Below are 16,934 nucleotides of genomic sequence, written 5' to 3'. Positions count from 1 at the left end.
AAATAACGGTGCATGCACAGGCAAGGGGGAATACGTAATGAGCAGTATTACGGTCGAAGAAGCGATGACAGTTGGCGCGTTAAAACGTGCGCGCATGCTCGCCGGATTTAGTGGGCTAAAAAATCCGATCGAGCATGTGACTGTACTGGAAATACCGGATTCGGAAGAATGGTTTAAAGGGCATGAACTGATCATTACCGCTTTTTATCATATTCGAGACGATGTACAGCGTCAGCTGGCATTGCTAGATAAAATGAAACTTATGCATGCCGCCGCGCTTGCGCTTTGTTATCCAGGCTTACATTATCATACGCTATCCGAGCAAGTGCTGCGGCGGGCGGAACAATTGCAAATTCCGATTATCGAAATCCCGCGTGATGTGCCGTATATCGATATTATTTCTCCGGTTGTGCAGGAAATTCAGAAACATCGTTCCCTCGAAATTAAACAAATGCTCGAAATTCAAAATCAGCTTACCGTATGGCTCGCCCAAAAGCTTGATCCTACTGTGATCATTCCGAATATCGGTGTCATTCTCGGTGATCCGTTGCTGCTCGTCGATGCGCAGTACAATCAGCTGGCAAGCTACCAGATCGAGTTGTCTTCACAGCATACACATCTGGACGAGTCATATACTGGCAAACACAATATATTGGCGCAACCAGCACAAGCGGCAACGTCAGATGATGGCAACTGTTCAGATGAGACAGCCGACGATTGCGAGCCAAAACGAAAGCACATCGTACCGGATACCGCTCCTGTGGAAGCTTCCTACGAAACGCCTTTCCTGGCGGCAAATGATATGGACGATACAACGGAACCGTCAAATGATCCACATTCTAATCCTACCGGTGAGCCGACGTATGATTGTATCCCGCCGCCTATCCAATCGATCGCCAGTGGTGTCGTCGACGCTGAACTGGATCGACAACATTATATCGTGGAAGTGATTCAGTCGGCAGAACGGGTATATGGCTATTTATGTGCATGGAGTGAGGAACGGATGCCTCCGTTTAAAGAGATGCTGTATCATTCGGTCGCCGTCAGTCTGGCGCTTTATTTCTCACAGGAAGATGCGATTCAAAGTGCTACGCGTGATTATCAGCAGACGGTGCTGTTGCACTGGCTGAATGGACAGGAAATTACGCCCGACCAATTGGAGCGCAGTATGAGGGAAACAGGGTACGATCTGCACGCATTTGCCGGAATGGCGATCGTTACCGCAGATGATCGTGAACAACATCACGAGCTTGCCCGTCAAACGGCTGACTGGTGTAAAGCAAATGAGCACAAGCTACGTTGTATGATCATTCATCACGGATATCAGCTCGTTTTGCTGCTGGAACAGCCTGCTCAAAAGGCAGCGTCGGAATATGAAGCTTTTTTGACATCGATGCGGCGGCAGATCGCGATCGATCATACGATTATGTATAATCGCATTGCACATGAACTCGCGCAAGAGGGGGCTGCACTATATCGCAGTTTGCAGGATGTGCTTTATTTTCGGCAGCGTATCCCTGCATTGCCAGACGTGATGGATGCCGCCAGATTACCGATCTTTCATTTGCTGCGGATGAGTCGTACAGCGACATGGCTAAGTCCGTTGCGCGCGTTGGTACAACCGCTCATCGACTATGATCAACGTATGAATGCTGACTTTATGGTGACGCTGGAATATTTTCTGTTTTATCCTGAACAGCAGGAATTGCCGGATGTGCTGCATATTCATCGCAATACACTGAATTATCGCAAGCAGCGCATTACCGAAATTTTGGGCATTAATCCGTTTGAAAATCCGTATCGGATGCAGTTTGAATTAGCTTTACTTGTGCATCATATCGTCCAACAATCCAGTCCGATCAATGGAAAATATACGAAATAGCGCTAACCGAAACCGTAGCGGTTATTGCTGACCATAAATAAAGATGTTTATGTATAAGATTATGTTAATATTTATTCGCCATCTTGAAATATATACCTTAATTATGCTCATTTAAAGTTAGTTTAACTAACATAATATCGTCATTTTGGTCATTTGAACAAAGAAAATGTTAATTTTTCAGTCGCAAACCCCATTATCATGACAGCAATTATACTCTACTATAGGAGCATATCCGGTGCGAACCGGTAATGGGGAGGGATTCAGAATGAGTCAAAATGGTAATGCGGATGATTTTTCATTGTCACGGGTGCCGATGGATCGCCGGGAGTCGATGTTTAGTATTATGCTCGTTCGCATCGGCGCGTTAACATGCATTTCGCAGTTTCTGATCGGTGCCGCGCTCGGATACGGTATGACGCTATGGGACGCATTTTGGGCAACGATGTTTGGCAGTGTTATTTTGCAGGTCGTATCGGCATTGCTTGGTATCGCTGGAGCAAAAGAAGGCATGTCAACCAGTTTGCTCGCCCGCTGGTCGGGTTTTGGACAGTATGGTTCCAGCATTATCGGATTGATCTTCGCCATTTCGCTCACAGGCTGGTTCGGTGTACAAAACTCGGTGTTCGCGGAAGGGATCGATGGGGTAACCGGCGGCAAGCTTGGCTTTGTAGTCGCATCCATTATTACTGGGATCGGTACGACATTGCTCGTCTATTTTGGCTTCAAATGGATTAGCTGGACAGCGAAAATTACGGTGCCGCTATTTTTGATCGTGATGGGTATCGGCGTGTATGAAGTGCTGAAAAATCACTCGCTCATGCAGCTCGCTACGATGGCACCACCGGGACCGCTCATGACGATCGGTGCCGCAACGACGATGGTGGCGGGCGGTTTTATCGTCGGCTGTGTAACGACACCGGATATGACACGTTTTGCCAAATCCGGACGCGATGTGATCTGGATTACACTTGTCGGCACATTCCTCGGTGAATTTGGCGTTAACTTGATCGCTGTGCTGATGGCGCATGCGGTCGGTAGCGCGGATATTATGTCGATCGTGATGCAATTGACCGGCTTGATCGGCGGTGCAATCGTCGCTTTTGCCACACTCAAAATCAATGATATGAATCTGTATTCCTCCTCACTCGGCATTACCAACTTCCTTAGCACCATTTTCAAAATGAACATGAATCGCGGCTTGTTAACACTTATTCTCGGTGGACTTGGCACGGTATTGTCGATCGTCGGTATTCTCGATAAATTCACCGCCTTTTTGATCATTTTGGGCGTAGCGATTCCGCCGATTGCTGGCATTATGGCGATTGATTATTATATTTTAAAACGATTCCGTCAGGAGCTAGACACATCGCGTGCGCTTGGTGAATTGCCAGAATTTTGTGAAAAGTTCAATCCGGTTGCCATTTTCTCATGGCTTATTGGCTTTGCCGCTGGTCTGTTTATTACTTGGGGCGTACAGGCACTCACTTCAATTATCGTCAGCTCGCTCGTCTATTATGTGGGCATGAAGTTGCTGGCGCCGAAAAAAGTGCTTGATCTGACCAAAGGATAAGGCAGCATACGTTCCGTAGTTGCCTATATATCCAGTACGCTGACCGCTTTTGATATATCGTTTGATGTGGTGTAGATTACGCTATAAATAAGGTCATACAGCGGATGCACAGCCACTATGGAAAGCAGTCACGGGACTAGCAACATCATCATAATAGCGGATTCAACAATATCGCATCGAAAACAGTCCACCTAAGGAGGCATACATGCATGAGATGGATTACCGAAGAAGATATCGAAAATTTGGCGGTCGGTGCGGCATTACTCGGCACTGGCGGTGGTGGCGACCCGTATTTGGGCAAGCTGATGGTGCAAAAATGTATTCGCGAAAACGGGCCGATCGGGATGATCGACCCGTCCGAGCTGCCGGATGAAGCATGGGTCATTCCGACCGCGATGATGGGCGCCCCTACGATTATGATGGAAAAAATACCAAACGGTGACGAAGCGCTCAAATCGATGCGTTTATTAGAACAAAAAGCAGGTGTGATCGCTTATGCTACGATGCCGATTGAATGTGGCGGTTTAAACTCTACCGTGCCGTTTGTCGTCGCTTCCAAAGCCGGTATTCCGCTCGTCGATGCGGATGGGATGGGGCGTGCATTTCCCGAGCTACAAATGGAGACGTTCCACATTTATGGCATCTCCGGTACACCGATGGCGCTACACAATGAACGCGGTGATCGGGTCATGTTGGAAACGCTGGACAATCATATGTTGGAATACATTTCGCGCGGCATTGCCGTACGGATGGGCGGGGCGGCTCATGTGGCGGAATATATGATGAACGGTGCGGATGTGAAGCGTACGTCTATTCACGGTACGATGACGCTCTGTATGGAGCTAGGACGCGCAATTCGTGAAGCGCAGACGACCAAACGTGATCCGATTGAAGCGATCAAGGAAGTGACGCGCCAATCGATTTATGGCGAAGCATTAGTCATTTTTCGCGGTAAAATAACGGATATTGAGCGCCAATCCACCGATGGCTTTGTGCGCGGTAAAGCGCTTGTATCCGGGCTAGGCGCCTATGAAGGCAAAGAGCTGCGTGTCGATTTCCAAAATGAAAATCTGTGTGCACTGATCGACGGCGAGCTGCAAGCGATGGTGCCCGATCTGATCACCTTTCTCGATCAGGAAACAGGGATGCCGATTACGACCGAGTCGATCAAATACGGCTTTCGCGTTATCTGTCTAGCCATTCCAACCCCGGACATTATGCGTACAGCGGCAGCGCTGGACGTATGGGGGCCGCGTTATTTTGGCTATGATACCGATTATGAGCCGGTCGAGCAGATTCAGCAGAGAAGGAGTGAGCACCATGTATAAAATCGGCATCGATGTAGGTGGCACGAATACGGATGCAGTGATGATGAACGAACAGCAGCAGATTATCGCCAATGTGAAAGCACCTACGACACAGGATGTGGAATCCGGCATTTATGATGCGCTGGAGCGCATTTTGAAGCAATCGGCGATTGATCCGCAGCGCATTTCTTCCGTTATGCTCGGTACGACCCATGCTACTAATGCGATTATTGAGCGTAGTCGGCTAGCGAAGATCGCCTGTGTGCGCATTTGTCTGCCTGCTGGTACAGCGGTCGAACCGATGTTTACGTGGGATGCTTCACTCAAGGCAGCGGCAGGCAGTGATTACTACTATGTGCATGGCGGCTGTGAATCAAATGGCAGACCGCTAGCAGCCAAAAGTCTCAACCAGGCAGAATGTATGAATGTGTTGCAGCAAATTAAAGCATCTGATGTCGAATCGATTGCGGTAACATCGATCTTTTCCCCGGTATTATCTTCGTATGAGCAGCAATTTGCAAACTGGGCAGCCGAGGTGCTCGGTGACGATTTTCCGGTGACGATCTCGTCCGAAATTGGCAGTCTTGGTTTGCTTGAACGTGAAAACTCCGCTGCGCTTAATGCAGCGCTAGTAAAGGTTGCAGCGGCGGTTTCCGGCGGCTTGGAGATGGCGCTGCAACGTTATGGCATTGAGGCGCACATTTATTTTGCCCAAAATGACGGTACACTAATGACGCTGGACTATGCGCGCAAATATCCGATTTTGACGATTGGCTCCGGCCCAACGAACAGCATTCGCGGTGCTGCCGAGCTAAGCGGGCTGAAAGATTGTATTATTTGCGATATTGGCGGCACGACGACCGATATCGGCATTCTTGTTAATGGTTTTCCGCGCGAATCGAGTGTGGCGGTAACGCTTGGCGGTGTGCGTACCAACTTCCGGATGCCGGATATCGTATCGATCGGCATCGGTGGCGGCAGCATCGTCCGCCAGACCGAAACTGGCATTACTGTAGGGCCGGACAGTGTAGGCTATAATATCGTGCGCGATAGTATCGCATTTGGCGGCAATGTGCTGACCGCCACCGATTGCTTGCTCGCGTCTGGTCAAGCGACTGTACATCATCCGAACTGCGATCCGGCGCGCCTTGCAGTCGTACCGGAATCGGTATGGCAGCAAGCGATTGCTTACATTAACGATAAAGTGCAAACCGCGATCGATAGAATCAAGACGAGTGCAGCAGATGTACCGGTCGTGCTCGTTGGCGGCGGTGCGATCCTTATTCCGGGCGGGATTGCAGGGGCGTCTGAGGTTATTCGTCCGCCGCATTCCGGCTGTGCCAATGCGCTCGGCGCAGCGATTGCGCAAGTGAGCGGTGATATCGACAAAATGTTCTCGATGGCTGGACGCAAGCGCGAGCTGGTGTTGGAAGAAGCGGCAAATGAAGCAAAGCAGAAAGCAATCGACGCCGGAGCCGATCCAGCTACCGTCGAACTGATCGATCTGGAAGAACTGCCAATGGCGTATGTTACATCCGAATTTGTGCGCATTAAAGCGAAAGCAGCTGGGGCGATGAAGGCGATGTCTGCGGTGTAAGCGATCAATAGGTAATAAACAGAGTAGAGCAATACCTTCAGTTCATAACAAAACCGCGCTGTATGCTTCGACTCCAAACGAAGCGCACAGCGCGGTTTTTTCCTATTTTCTCCATATCTATCTATAGTTCTGTTTCGCATAGCAGACGACAGCGGCTGGCAAATGAGCTGTTCGTAGCTCGCTCCGACACGAGTACTCTGTCTCACTTAAACGTCTAGTTTGTGCACTTCCAAAACTGTTCATATTGAAGCGATCATAAAAATGGCATGCCGTGAATGAACGTGAATGAAATGGAGACAAGTCATTAGCCTATCATCAGCACGGATACGCCCACCGATCGACACGCTAGCAACGAAATGCTATGTTAAATACCGTCACGCAGAAACGCATTCGCCAAAATAAGCGCGCCTTTTTTCGCCTGTGTATCAGCCAGTACATTCAGCATCATAAAGTCGTGAATAATACCGCCAAAGCGTGCTTCCGTTACCGTTACGCCTGCTTCACGCAGTTTGGCTGCATATTCTTCGCCCTCATCGCGCAGTACATCCGCTTCGCCGGTAATGACGAGCGCTTCAGGCAATCCTTGCAATTGCTCTGTCGTAGCACGCAGTGGGGAGGCGGTAATCTGAGCACGCTCGGATTCATCGGTCGTATATTGATCCCAGAACCATTTCATCCCTTCACGCGCCAGGAAATAGCCTTCAGCAAAACGATCATAAGAACCGGTATCAAAATTCGCATCTGTGACCGGATAGAACAGCAATTGCTTCGCGATCGTAGGGCCGCTGCGCTCTTTGGACATCAGCGTCATCGCAGCCGTCATATTACCGCCAACACTGTCGCCACCAACATACAGACGGGACGTATCAAAGCCCTGTGCGCTGCCTTGCTCGGCAATCCACTCCAGTACCGCATAAATTTCTTCGATCGCTACCGGATAATGATTTTCAGGCGCCAAGCTATATTCCGGGAAAACGACAGCGACTTCACTGCCGACAGCCAGCTCGCGAATAAGGCGGTCATGCGTATGGGAATTACCGAATACCCAGCCAGCACCATGAATGTACAGCAGTACTGGTAGCTGTGCTGGCGCGTTTTTCGGACGCAAAATGCGAATATTCACTTCACCTTTAGGGCCGATCGGCAATGTTAAATCTTCGATATCAACATCCGGCTTGGCAATGTCACCGGATTGCACTTCATTGACGGTTTCACGACCTTTTTCTGGGCCGAGTTGATATAGAAATGGTGGTTTGGCGTTATCATCAGCGAATTTCTGTGCTGCAGGTTCCAATACGATTCTTTTTTCTTTACTCATAGTAAAGCCTCCTCAAAAAATAGATAGGTAGGTGATCGTCATATGTTGCCGAAAACTCTAATATCATGATCAAAAGAAATCTTTCATTTATCGATATGATACTAACGAGCTTTGCAAATTAGTAATAAACGTATTTGCATTTCCTAAAACATCCAATTTGGCAATCGTATTGATTTTGAAATGAAAATAGCTGCATTTCACCGTCTTTATATTTTGCATAAAAATAAATTGTATACAATTTAATAATTAAATAGTAGCACACTCCAATTCAATAAGCAACATCCGCTTTAGGACGTGTACACAAACTCGTATGATCCGAGATGTAGAGAACGGAGGGAAGGAAATAAGGGGAAGGACCGCAGTGGTGTTTGCCTCAACCTACCAGGTTTGCGTACACGCCCTAATACACGCATACGCACGAATCTGTTATACTTTGGCTTACAATACCAATCCCGCAAAGGAAACATAATGTCATATGAATAAACATCTGAATAAACATCCAATAACCCGTTCGCCATACAGTCGTCAGCGCAAACCGTCCGATCTCGATATGGAAGTTGCTAGTGAAGTTTCCAGTAATGCAGAACATTTGTCTAACCAAATAGACGATAGTGCAACGGATTCTGCTGCTTTTGCCGAGGATCAAAAAACTGCCGACATACTGGCAAGCTATGACGAGGAATTGGAGGCATTTCAAGATTGGATGAAAGATGCTGGTTATACCGCTTATACCCGGCGCTCCTATGAACATGATATTCATGAGTTTCTACAAGCCCCTTCCGTGCAGGGCAAATCGCTGGATGAGCTAAAAAAAAGACATGTATTGTCCTACCTTAGCAGTGTGCGTTCACGCGGGGTGAGCGATTCAACGCGTAATCGCAAACATGCGGCAATCAGTTGTTTTTTCAAAGCGTTGATCGAAATGGAACTGGCGGTCAGCAACCCAGCAGCAGGCATCAAAAAAGCCAAAACCGAGCAAAATAAAGAACCGTTATACCTCGATGAGACGAAATTAACTGATTTTTTCAACTCGATCGCTGGCAAATATCGTACGCGCAATTTGACGATTTTTTTGTTGATGGCATATATGGGGCTGCGGGTAGGTGAAGTTCATTTGCTAAATGTGCAAGATTACAACGAAGAACGCCGCACATTGCAAGTGTTCGGAAAAGGTCGCAAATGGCGTACATTGCCTGTACCGGAAGCGGTTGCCACCATGCTGGCACAAGCGATCGCTGAACGCCTTACCCCGTGGCGTGATGGAGAATATGCGCTGTTCATTTCGCAAAAAGGGACAAGATTGTCGATTCGCAACATTCAGCAGATCGCCGCCGATACATTCGATCGATTCCAGAGCGATGTAGAGCCTTCCCGCCGACTGCCGTATTCCAGTCATAAGTTAAGGCACTCGTTTGCAACGATGCTGCTGCGTCAGGGTACCGATCTGCGTACCGTGCAGGAGCTGCTCGGTCACTCCTCTATTCAAACGACGATCATTTATACGCATGTGCGCGATCAGGAGAAGGAGGAAGCGATTTCCAAGCTGCATGTTCAACTGCCTGCTTTACATCCTGCCACTGAGGAGGACAAACATGGTTGAGCTGCACAGTCCACTATGGAGTAAACGGAACACCGTATTTGGCAAAGCGAGTGTCCACATTGTCAGCAAATGATCTGCGTGTCTGAGGCATGGTGTTAAACTACGCCTATAGCCAACCCGGTATATTGACCGCGATTAACTTGAATATCGAAGCGGGCTCAACCTCTTATTGGTAAGGATGTCAGTGCATAATCAAAGTTAAAATTTAACTTGATCTTGGCACTCGCGTCTTGATACTCGCGGTTACTTGATCGAAATGTATGCCTACAACATGAATCGAATGATATACAAACAAGCTGTCGATCCAGGCAAAGGATTCATTTCTGATTCCTCACTCCATATCGACAGCTTTTTGCATTAAAATCGTCAAAAAAGTCACAATAATCGGCTTTTAAAAAACTTTTTGTCGCAAAAGCACAATAATATGACGAAAATTGTGTATATAATCTTATCGCATTCCAATACGGTGGAAGCTTTAGTATCACTCTCGAAAAAAATAATGCGACAATTTAACGCAGCAAAGTGTAGGATTATGTAGTTTTTTATAGGTGGCGTTTAACATAAGTGAATAATGTAAATATACCTTACAGGAAGAAAGGATTTGTTATATGAGCAACCTTAAACCGAATACTTCACTGTTTCGGCGCAAGCCGATTGCCCCTGCTGAGGGAAATCTGAAACGTGTGCTGGGACCGATTGATCTGACTACACTTGGTGTAGGTGCTATTATCGGTACAGGGATTTTCGTACTGACAGGTGTGGCAGCAGCTAAATATGCTGGCCCAGGTTTAGTATTATCCTTTCTGCTTGCAGGCTTAGTGTGTGCGTTTGCTGCACTTTGTTACTCGGAGTTTGCATCCTCCGTACCGGCATCTGGCAGTGCTTATACGTACAGCTATACAACATTTGGCGAGATTATCGCCTGGATTTTGGGCTGGGATTTGATTTTGGAATACGGGTTCGCCAGTGCGGCGGTTGCCAGTGGCTGGTCGGGTTATTTCCAAAGTTTGATTTCAGGCTTCGGCATTCATTTGCCAACCGCCTTAACAAGTGCCTTCAATCCGGCAAAAGGCACATATTTTGATGTGATCGCTTCTGCTATCACATTAATTATCGCCTTCCTGTTAACACGCGGCATTAAAGAAGCGACACGCGCCAATGGCGTGATGGTAGCGATCAAGCTGCTCGTCGTACTGATCTTTATTGCGGTAGGCGTATTTTATGTACAGCCGTCGAACTGGACACCATTCCTGCCATTTGGCTGGGGCGGCGTAACGGCTGGTGCAGCAACGGTATTTTTTGCGTATATCGGCTTTGACGCCGTATCGACTGCTGCGGAGGAAGTCAAACGTCCGCAGCGCGATCTGCCGATCGGTATTATCGCTTCCCTTGCGATTTGTACGGTGTTGTACATTATCGTTTCGTTGATTTTGACAGGTATTGTGCCTTACCACTTGCTCAATGTTAGCGATCCGGTAGCGTATGCGCTGCAATACATTCAAATGAATGGTCTGGCGGCATTGATCTCGCTTGGTGCGATTACCGGTATTACAACGGTATTGCTCGTTATGATGTACGGTCAAAGCCGTCTGCTGTACTCGATGTCGCGTGACGGTTTGCTGTCACCGGTATTTTCCAAAATTAGCGGCAAAAGCAAAACGCCTGCAACAGGTACATGGGTAGCCAGCATCATTATCGCTTTCTTCGCTGGTTTTATTCCGCTCGGTAGTCTGGCGGAATTGACCAATATCGGTACACTGTTTGCCTTTACGGTTGTAAGTATCGGTGTTATCGTATTACGTCGTACGCAACCTGATCTGAAAAGAGGTTTCCGCGTACCATTCGTACCGGTACTGCCGATTTTGAGCGCACTGGGTTGCGTATACTTGATGCTTCAACTGCAAGCATTGACTTGGATTACATTTTTTATCTGGCTGGCAATCGGGCTGGTGGTCTATTTCGCTTATGGTCGCCGCCACAGTCTACTCGGTCGCGGTCAATAAGTTGGAGGACGATGATCGCGGATTACTGGCACATTGACCAAGCCAAATGTTAATTTGGGTTGTGTACTAAAATGCTGATTAATGCGATTTCAAAACAGATTCAACACTCAAATTAATCTCGGTCAAGGTACTGGTTTTTTACAAATAATAATATGATCCAAGCGCGTTTTTCCTTCGTATGGGGGAAGGACGCGCTTTTTGTTATGTTTACTTATACGCAGTAGGAACATGGATGGAATACATAAGTTGAACGGTCTATTCAACCTATTTTGCCGCAGACTCAAATCTTTTCAGTAAAGCGATACGGTTATTGTAGCTGTTTTTGCTTAGAAGATCACAGAACAGTAGAACAGTGTTAAGTGTTAGCAATGTTAACAACGTATTCGAAAACTGTTGCGTCAATTATTAATATGCAATATATTGGTTTTATTCTCTTTTAAAATAGGTCAATTTGCACAGTACGTAACTTAAACTAAAATACACCATAGCATCATCGTGCACACCAGCTCCACCATAAACAAGGAGGCTTCCTATGACTACGACCAATGAGCCTAACATTCAAAAAATTAACCGTATTTCACTACGGGATCAAGTGTACACCGCCTTGCGCCAGAGCATTATTACACTGGAACTCGCACCGGAGCAAAAGTTAAACGATACCGAATTGGCGGCACGTTTCGGTGTTAGCCGTACGCCGGTCAGAGAAGCGCTTAAACGTTTGGAAGATGAGGGACTAATCGAGTCGTTTCCGGGTGCGGTAACACGAATTGCACCGCTTTATACGGATGCAGCACGGCATGCGTTTCCAGTTGCCGCGTCTCTGCATGGGCTTGCTGCACGACTTGCAGTGCCGCATCTAAACGAACAGCATATCTATAAGCTGATGCATGCTAATGAGCAATTGATTGCTGCGCTGCAACAGCAAGATGCGCTAGCAGCGATTGCAGCAGATGATGATTTTCATCATGTATTTCTACATGTATGCGCCAATCCGCAGTTGAACAAAGCGCTAGCATCGGTCATGTCCAATATTAGACGATTGGAGCTGGCAAAATTCAGCAGTATCGATCATACACATTCCCCGGAAGATCATAAGCGGATTATCGCTGCTTGCCGTGAACAAGATGAAGTGCTTGCTGCCCGCGAAATGGAAAATAACTGGCTAAGCCTAGCAGAATGGCTGGAAACAGCGCCGTCAGCTGACCGACCAACCAATCTACTTTCTACCAATAGTGATATGCCACATCTGTCCGAGCCCGCAAATGTTACAGCTGTGCGAAACATCACCAATTCATCCAATAACGAGCAGTCACGATGAAAGCGGTATGGATCGGTGTGGCGGCATCGTTTTTCTTTGCATCCAGTTTTGTGCTCAATCGGCTGATGGAAGTGGATGGCGGTTATTGGGTGTGGAGTGGGGCATTGCGTTATTTTTTTATGGTGCCTTTACTCGGTATGCTTGTGCTGCTGCGTAAGGAACTGAGATCGGTTTGGCAGGAGCTGCGTCGTCAGCCGCTGCGCTGGTTGCTTTGGAGCACGGTCGGGTTTGGGCTATTTTATGCGCCATTATGCGCATCAGCAATGTACGCTCCTGCTTGGTTAACCGCAGCAGGATTTCAATTGACGATTGTGGCAGGTATGTTGTTATCACCGCTGTTTTGGTTTACGTCTAGCGGAGCGCATGGAGGCGTACGTCAGCGTGGGCGCATTCCGCGCAGTGCGCTTGGTATTGCACTCATCATGCTGGCAGGCATCGGATTAATGCAGTTAGAGCAGGCACAAGCAGGAGCAGGTAGCTGGCAAGGGATCATTTTAATTATAATTGCCGCGATCGCTTACCCACTCGGTAATCGGAAAATGATGGAAGTGTGTGACGGACGATTGAATGCTTTTCAACGCACATTAGGCATGAGCATTGCCAGCTTACCATTTTGGCTCGTGTTATCGCTGTTTGGATGGGTACATAGCGGTTTGCCTTCCGCTGGACAGGTGGGGCAGTCTTTGTTAGTGGCACTGTTTTCCGGGGTGATTGCAACGGTGCTGTTTTTCGGCGCTACCGATCAGGCGCGTAACCATCCGGCACGTCTTGCTGCGGTCGAAGCGACACAAGCGTTGGAAGTCGTGTTTACACTACTTGGTGAATGGATATTGCTTGGCATTATGCTGACTTCGCTAGGCATGTGGGCGGGAATGGTGCTTGTCGTAAGTGGTGTCGTCGTAAATGCCTGGCTATCGATGCGACAACCAGGCGCAAGCCGGAAACGGAGTAAAGGCAAGCGCGCCCAAACGAACATACAGTAGTTGCATTAAAGGTTCACGATCATTAGGATACAGGGCGAGACGAAGTGACGCTTGCTGCTTGTACTATCCATACTTAAGCTTTCTATTATCGTTATATAGACGACACAGAAACGGTGTTTATTCGTAATGTAGCGGAGCGATCATATGGCATAACGACAACGTAAACGACAATGGGATCGATCATATGATGACGCCTTCAAACTGCTGTAGCTTTCCGGCAAATGAAAACAGGTGTATACGATCACTGAACGCTCATTACCGATAAATGATACAGCCATGCTGTTCAAGTTCCCCTAGCCACTCCGGTAGCTGCAAATGATGATTCCAGCGCAAATCGAGCCGTTCCAGCCCTGTCAGCTGGCGTAATGATTCGGGCAAGTATTTCAGCTCATTGCTGCGCAGATCGATTTCCAGCAAAGACTGACAATTGCCGATTGATTCTGGTAATATAGACAATCGGTTATGCCGCACATTCAATCGACGTAGCTGCCGACATTGCCCGATTCCGGCAGGCAGAGCAGTCAATAGGTTACTTTCCAGATCGAGCACACGTAACGTAGTTAGCTGTGCAATTGATTCCGGCAATGCAGACAACTCATTGTTGCGCAGATGCAGCTCGCGGATATGCTCCAATCGACCGATCGCTTCCGGCACAGCAGTCAGCTTGTTGTTCATCGCGCGCAGTTCAACGAGCGCGGTTAAATTCCCAATTTCCGCCGGCAGTTGCTGAAGCGGATTATCGCTTACATTAAGATAGCGCAGTAGCGGAAATGCGCAAATTTCTGCGCCCAGCCGGGTAATCTGATTGTTATGTACATACAAATAGTCAGACAATGCGCTTAAATGTTGAATCTCGGCAGGAACCTCTGTGATCCGATTATGTCCCAAATCGATCATCGTCAATTGTGTTAAATGCTTAATTTGCGGCGAGATATGCGTGAGTGCATTGACCGATACATTGAGTATTTGTAACGCTGTCATTGCAAATACTTCAACTGGAATTTCGGTTAACGCGTTATCGAACAAATTCAGGTCTGTTATTGCTTGCAGAGAATGATCCAATTGCGGCAAAGCAGTTAGCTGTTGGTGAGCAAAGTCCATTTTCATCGTATGTAACCTCCGATTGTAGTAAATAGGATAGGCATTGCGTATATGCAGCTGCTTGGCTATTTTAAACATTAAACTGAAAAATCCAAATAATAGTATATATCATACTTGCCGCGTTGATTCGTAAAATGATAGTCTTTTGTATTCAATCCTCCGATTTCAAAACCATAGTTTAAATAAAACCGATTCGCGTTTAAATTATTGTCTTGCGCAACGGTCGATAGCCCTTTTAATTGCTGCGCTTGGGCAATCTGCACTGCTGCATGTAGCAGTTTGGAAGCGATATTTTGCCGTCGGTGCGTTGCAGCTATCTTTAAATCGCTCAAATACAAATAAGGAGTCCATTGTTTTTCAAATACGGCGATACCGACACAAGTTTCTCCGGCAAAAGCGCCGAGCGCAAACCCGGCTTGATTCACCGCTTCCAATTGATAATGTTCATCTGGAAACTGCTGACGTTCAGGCGAAGCGAATAATAGTTCCTTATGTTGCCAACCTGTGTTCGTTCGCGTAACGATCAATTTGCCGGGCGAATCAAACGGTTCATTTGGCAATTGCAAGGCTTGCTCGGTAGAGACGTCAATACGTTTACATTTAATGTCCGACATAAAATAGCCTCCGATCCGGTTATTCGGTTACGTTAGCCCACGGTTTGAGCACCATCGCCATACGCAAGTAGATACAATTGAAAACTTACGTTTCGTCTCCATTTCAAGTATAGTGTAGAGGGTAGCCATTAATCCAGTTGGCAACACGTTCATCTTTAAGCTTAGTCACCAATGGAACGGTTTCAGTGTTTGGGCATAATCTAACACGAGTTGCAATGAACAGCATTGTTACGTAGCCAAAGATTATACGATGTATACGGATCATAACTCATACTCATTATAACGGACAACGAAATGACATAAAGGAGCACATCATGCGATTTAGCGTTCAATATTTATCATTTTTCGTGTTACAGGTCGAAGGCAAAGAAGGCCAGACTACCAAAAACTACAAACATTATCAGACGCTGGACGAGGACGAATATGAACTAAGCCAGCTTAAGCAATTTTTGCATGCTGAGTTTACCCGTACCGCCAAGCGTAAGGTGGAAAAAAATCCATCAAGCGAGCAGCCACCGACCAAGATCGGTACGTTTCTGGTGGAGCCAGGGCATGAACTGACGAGTAACCCGAACTTTAACCTGTTTGCTCGTCTGCGTACGGTCGACAACAAAGACGATTTCAAAAATGCCGGCGATGATCTGGTGCGCAGCTATTTGGATACAAGCTCTGTACGCGGCGGCGCGCTGATCATCTCGCAGGTGAAGCTGGATACACATTTAGACGATCCGTTTATATTTGTGATGAAATGCGATTTCGAGAAACAAATCGCCCGTATTTCCGATGAGCGCAGCCTGATTAGTGAGGTCGAAATGGCGATCAGCGCGCGCAATATGAAGTCGATCCAATATCCGCATATGCCGGAAGAAGGCATGATTGAAGAATGGGAGCTAAAGGTGCATCAGTCGTCCCATGCGCGTTATTTTGAGGACTTTTTGAAATTTGTGACGTATGAGCAGTCCATTCCGGAAATTGTCAATGAGCGGGTAATGGACTATGTGCAGACCTATGTGGAGGAAAAGTGGCCCGATGCGAGCAATGAAGATCGCCAGCGTGAGGAGCAGGATTTGGAGCTATGGGCAGCGAGCGATAAGCGCGATTTGCAGGAGAAATGGGAGCCGCAGCAAGTGATCGAAGCGGCAGAACGCATCGTTGAGATTAAGCCAGAGATCGAGATACGGGTGAAACTAGGCGATACGAGCGTACGCGGTCTGCTAGCTGACTTTGGCTTCCGTCTGCATATCGCCAAATTGGGCGATCATTATGCAATGGTAGTAGAAGGGGATGCGTTTACGTTTGAAAAAGGCTTCTCGCCGGTGGAGTTACTGCAACCGGATCGTTTTGAAAATTTGGCGCAACAGTTGATTGAACGTGCGAATCGTCCGCCAGAGCAGGATGATGAGATGCCGTACTAATTGGATAATACACTCTCGATGGCTTACCCGTACAATATGATGGGTAAGCCATTCATATCAGCTTACGATCATTCAACTTCGCTGCAACAAGAGCGCAAATCGAAGGGGTACGTGTCGATACACATCATTTACAAATGTCCAGACTAATAAATACACATTTCAGACTAATAAGCATTAAAAAAGGATCACAGGTTGCTATACCGTCGATCCTGTTTGTTACGCATAT

The 16,934-nt window shown here is 47.3% G+C and carries 11 protein-coding genes and 1 pseudogene; 9 read left to right on the top strand and 3 right to left on the bottom strand.

Features of this window, described 5'->3' with window-relative positions:
- The first annotated feature begins 37 nt into the window (after window positions 1-37).
- From U1I11_RS10540 to U1I11_RS10525, 4 genes are all read left to right on the top strand, one after another.
- Entirely contained in the window at window positions 38-1,882 is a 1,845-nt protein-coding gene (locus U1I11_RS10540) for a PucR family transcriptional regulator (RefSeq protein WP_322906065.1), read from the top strand.
- A 265-nt stretch (window positions 1,883-2,147) separates the two neighbouring features.
- Window positions 2,148-3,452 carry a purine-cytosine permease family protein gene (locus U1I11_RS10535; protein WP_322906064.1) on the top strand — a complete coding sequence of 435 codons (1,305 nt, stop codon included), beginning with the start codon at window positions 2,148-2,150 and terminating at the stop codon, window positions 3,450-3,452.
- Window positions 3,453-3,661: 209 nt separating this feature from the next.
- Entirely contained in the window at window positions 3,662-4,780 is a 1,119-nt protein-coding gene (locus tag U1I11_RS10530) for a DUF917 domain-containing protein (RefSeq protein WP_322906063.1), read from the top strand.
- Complete coding sequence (locus U1I11_RS10525; protein ID WP_322906062.1) at window positions 4,773-6,356, top strand: hydantoinase/oxoprolinase family protein; 1,584 nt, start codon at window positions 4,773-4,775, stop codon at window positions 6,354-6,356. Before U1I11_RS10530 ends, U1I11_RS10525 begins: the two co-directional genes overlap by 8 nt.
- Window positions 6,357-6,720: 364 nt before the next feature.
- Here U1I11_RS10525 and U1I11_RS10520 read toward each other — a convergent pair whose 3' ends face one another.
- Window positions 6,721-7,674, bottom strand: coding sequence for an alpha/beta hydrolase (locus tag U1I11_RS10520; RefSeq protein ID WP_322906061.1), 954 nt, complete (start codon window positions 7,672-7,674; stop codon window positions 6,721-6,723).
- A 475-nt stretch (window positions 7,675-8,149) separates the two neighbouring features.
- Here U1I11_RS10520 and U1I11_RS10515 point away from each other — a divergent pair, with 475 nt between their 5' ends.
- The 4 genes and pseudogenes from U1I11_RS10515 (at window position 8,150) to U1I11_RS10500 (ending at window position 13,578) form a co-directional block, all read left to right on the top strand.
- Window positions 8,150-9,274: a tyrosine-type recombinase/integrase gene (locus U1I11_RS10515; RefSeq protein WP_322906060.1), complete on the top strand. Its 1,125-nt coding sequence runs from the start codon at window positions 8,150-8,152 to the stop codon at window positions 9,272-9,274.
- A 608-nt stretch (window positions 9,275-9,882) separates the two neighbouring features.
- Window positions 9,883-11,277, top strand: a complete 1,395-nt coding sequence (locus U1I11_RS10510; protein WP_322906059.1) for a branched-chain amino acid transporter BcaP — start codon at window positions 9,883-9,885, stop codon at window positions 11,275-11,277.
- A gap of 532 nt (window positions 11,278-11,809) precedes the next feature.
- A pseudogene (locus tag U1I11_RS10505) lies at window positions 11,810-12,460 on the top strand (GntR family transcriptional regulator); the annotation flags it as partial.
- A gap of 131 nt (window positions 12,461-12,591) precedes the next feature.
- Window positions 12,592-13,578, top strand: a complete 987-nt coding sequence (locus tag U1I11_RS10500; RefSeq protein ID WP_322906058.1) for a DMT family transporter — start codon at window positions 12,592-12,594, stop codon at window positions 13,576-13,578.
- Between the two features lie 255 nt (window positions 13,579-13,833).
- On the opposite strand, the gene U1I11_RS10495 is transcribed toward U1I11_RS10500, so the two are convergent.
- Both U1I11_RS10495 and U1I11_RS10490 read right to left on the bottom strand, forming a co-directional pair.
- Complete coding sequence (locus U1I11_RS10495; RefSeq protein WP_322906057.1) at window positions 13,834-14,685, bottom strand: leucine-rich repeat domain-containing protein; 852 nt, start codon at window positions 14,683-14,685, stop codon at window positions 13,834-13,836.
- Window positions 14,686-14,756: 71 nt separating this feature from the next.
- Window positions 14,757-15,293, bottom strand: coding sequence for a GNAT family N-acetyltransferase (locus U1I11_RS10490; RefSeq protein ID WP_322906056.1), 537 nt, complete (start codon window positions 15,291-15,293; stop codon window positions 14,757-14,759).
- A 314-nt stretch (window positions 15,294-15,607) separates the two neighbouring features.
- On the opposite strand from U1I11_RS10490, the gene U1I11_RS10485 reads away from it, so the two are divergent.
- Window positions 15,608-16,708: a DUF3900 domain-containing protein gene (locus tag U1I11_RS10485; protein ID WP_322906054.1), complete on the top strand. Its 1,101-nt coding sequence runs from the start codon at window positions 15,608-15,610 to the stop codon at window positions 16,706-16,708.
- Window positions 16,709-16,934: the final 226 nt, after the last annotated feature.

This window comes from Paenibacillus campi (genome assembly GCF_034659835.1).
In the GTDB taxonomy this organism is placed as follows: Bacteria; Bacillota; Bacilli; order Paenibacillales; family Paenibacillaceae; genus Saccharibacillus; species Saccharibacillus campi.
This window is presented reverse-complemented; position numbering and strand designations above follow the sequence as displayed.

What these genes read in the sequence shown, in the direction of transcription:
- U1I11_RS10535 (WP_322906064.1), top strand. Translation starts at nt 2,148, where the DNA reads ATGAGTCAAAATGGTAATGCGGATGATTTTTCATTGTCACGGGTGCCG.
- U1I11_RS10520 (WP_322906061.1), bottom strand. Translation starts at nt 7,674, where the DNA reads ATGAGTAAAGAAAAAAGAATCGTATTGGAACCTGCAGCACAGAAATTC.
- U1I11_RS10540 (WP_322906065.1), top strand. Translation starts at nt 38, where the DNA reads ATGAGCAGTATTACGGTCGAAGAAGCGATGACAGTTGGCGCGTTAAAA.
- U1I11_RS10525 (WP_322906062.1), top strand. Translation starts at nt 4,773, where the DNA reads ATGTATAAAATCGGCATCGATGTAGGTGGCACGAATACGGATGCAGTG.
- U1I11_RS10485 (WP_322906054.1), top strand. Translation starts at nt 15,608, where the DNA reads ATGCGATTTAGCGTTCAATATTTATCATTTTTCGTGTTACAGGTCGAA.
- U1I11_RS10515 (WP_322906060.1), top strand. Translation starts at nt 8,150, where the DNA reads ATGAATAAACATCTGAATAAACATCCAATAACCCGTTCGCCATACAGT.
- U1I11_RS10490 (WP_322906056.1), bottom strand. Translation starts at nt 15,293, where the DNA reads ATGTCGGACATTAAATGTAAACGTATTGACGTCTCTACCGAGCAAGCC.
- U1I11_RS10510 (WP_322906059.1), top strand. Translation starts at nt 9,883, where the DNA reads ATGAGCAACCTTAAACCGAATACTTCACTGTTTCGGCGCAAGCCGATT.
- U1I11_RS10530 (WP_322906063.1), top strand. Translation starts at nt 3,662, where the DNA reads ATGAGATGGATTACCGAAGAAGATATCGAAAATTTGGCGGTCGGTGCG.
- U1I11_RS10495 (WP_322906057.1), bottom strand. Translation starts at nt 14,685, where the DNA reads ATGAAAATGGACTTTGCTCACCAACAGCTAACTGCTTTGCCGCAATTG.
- U1I11_RS10500 (WP_322906058.1), top strand. Translation starts at nt 12,592, where the DNA reads ATGAAAGCGGTATGGATCGGTGTGGCGGCATCGTTTTTCTTTGCATCC.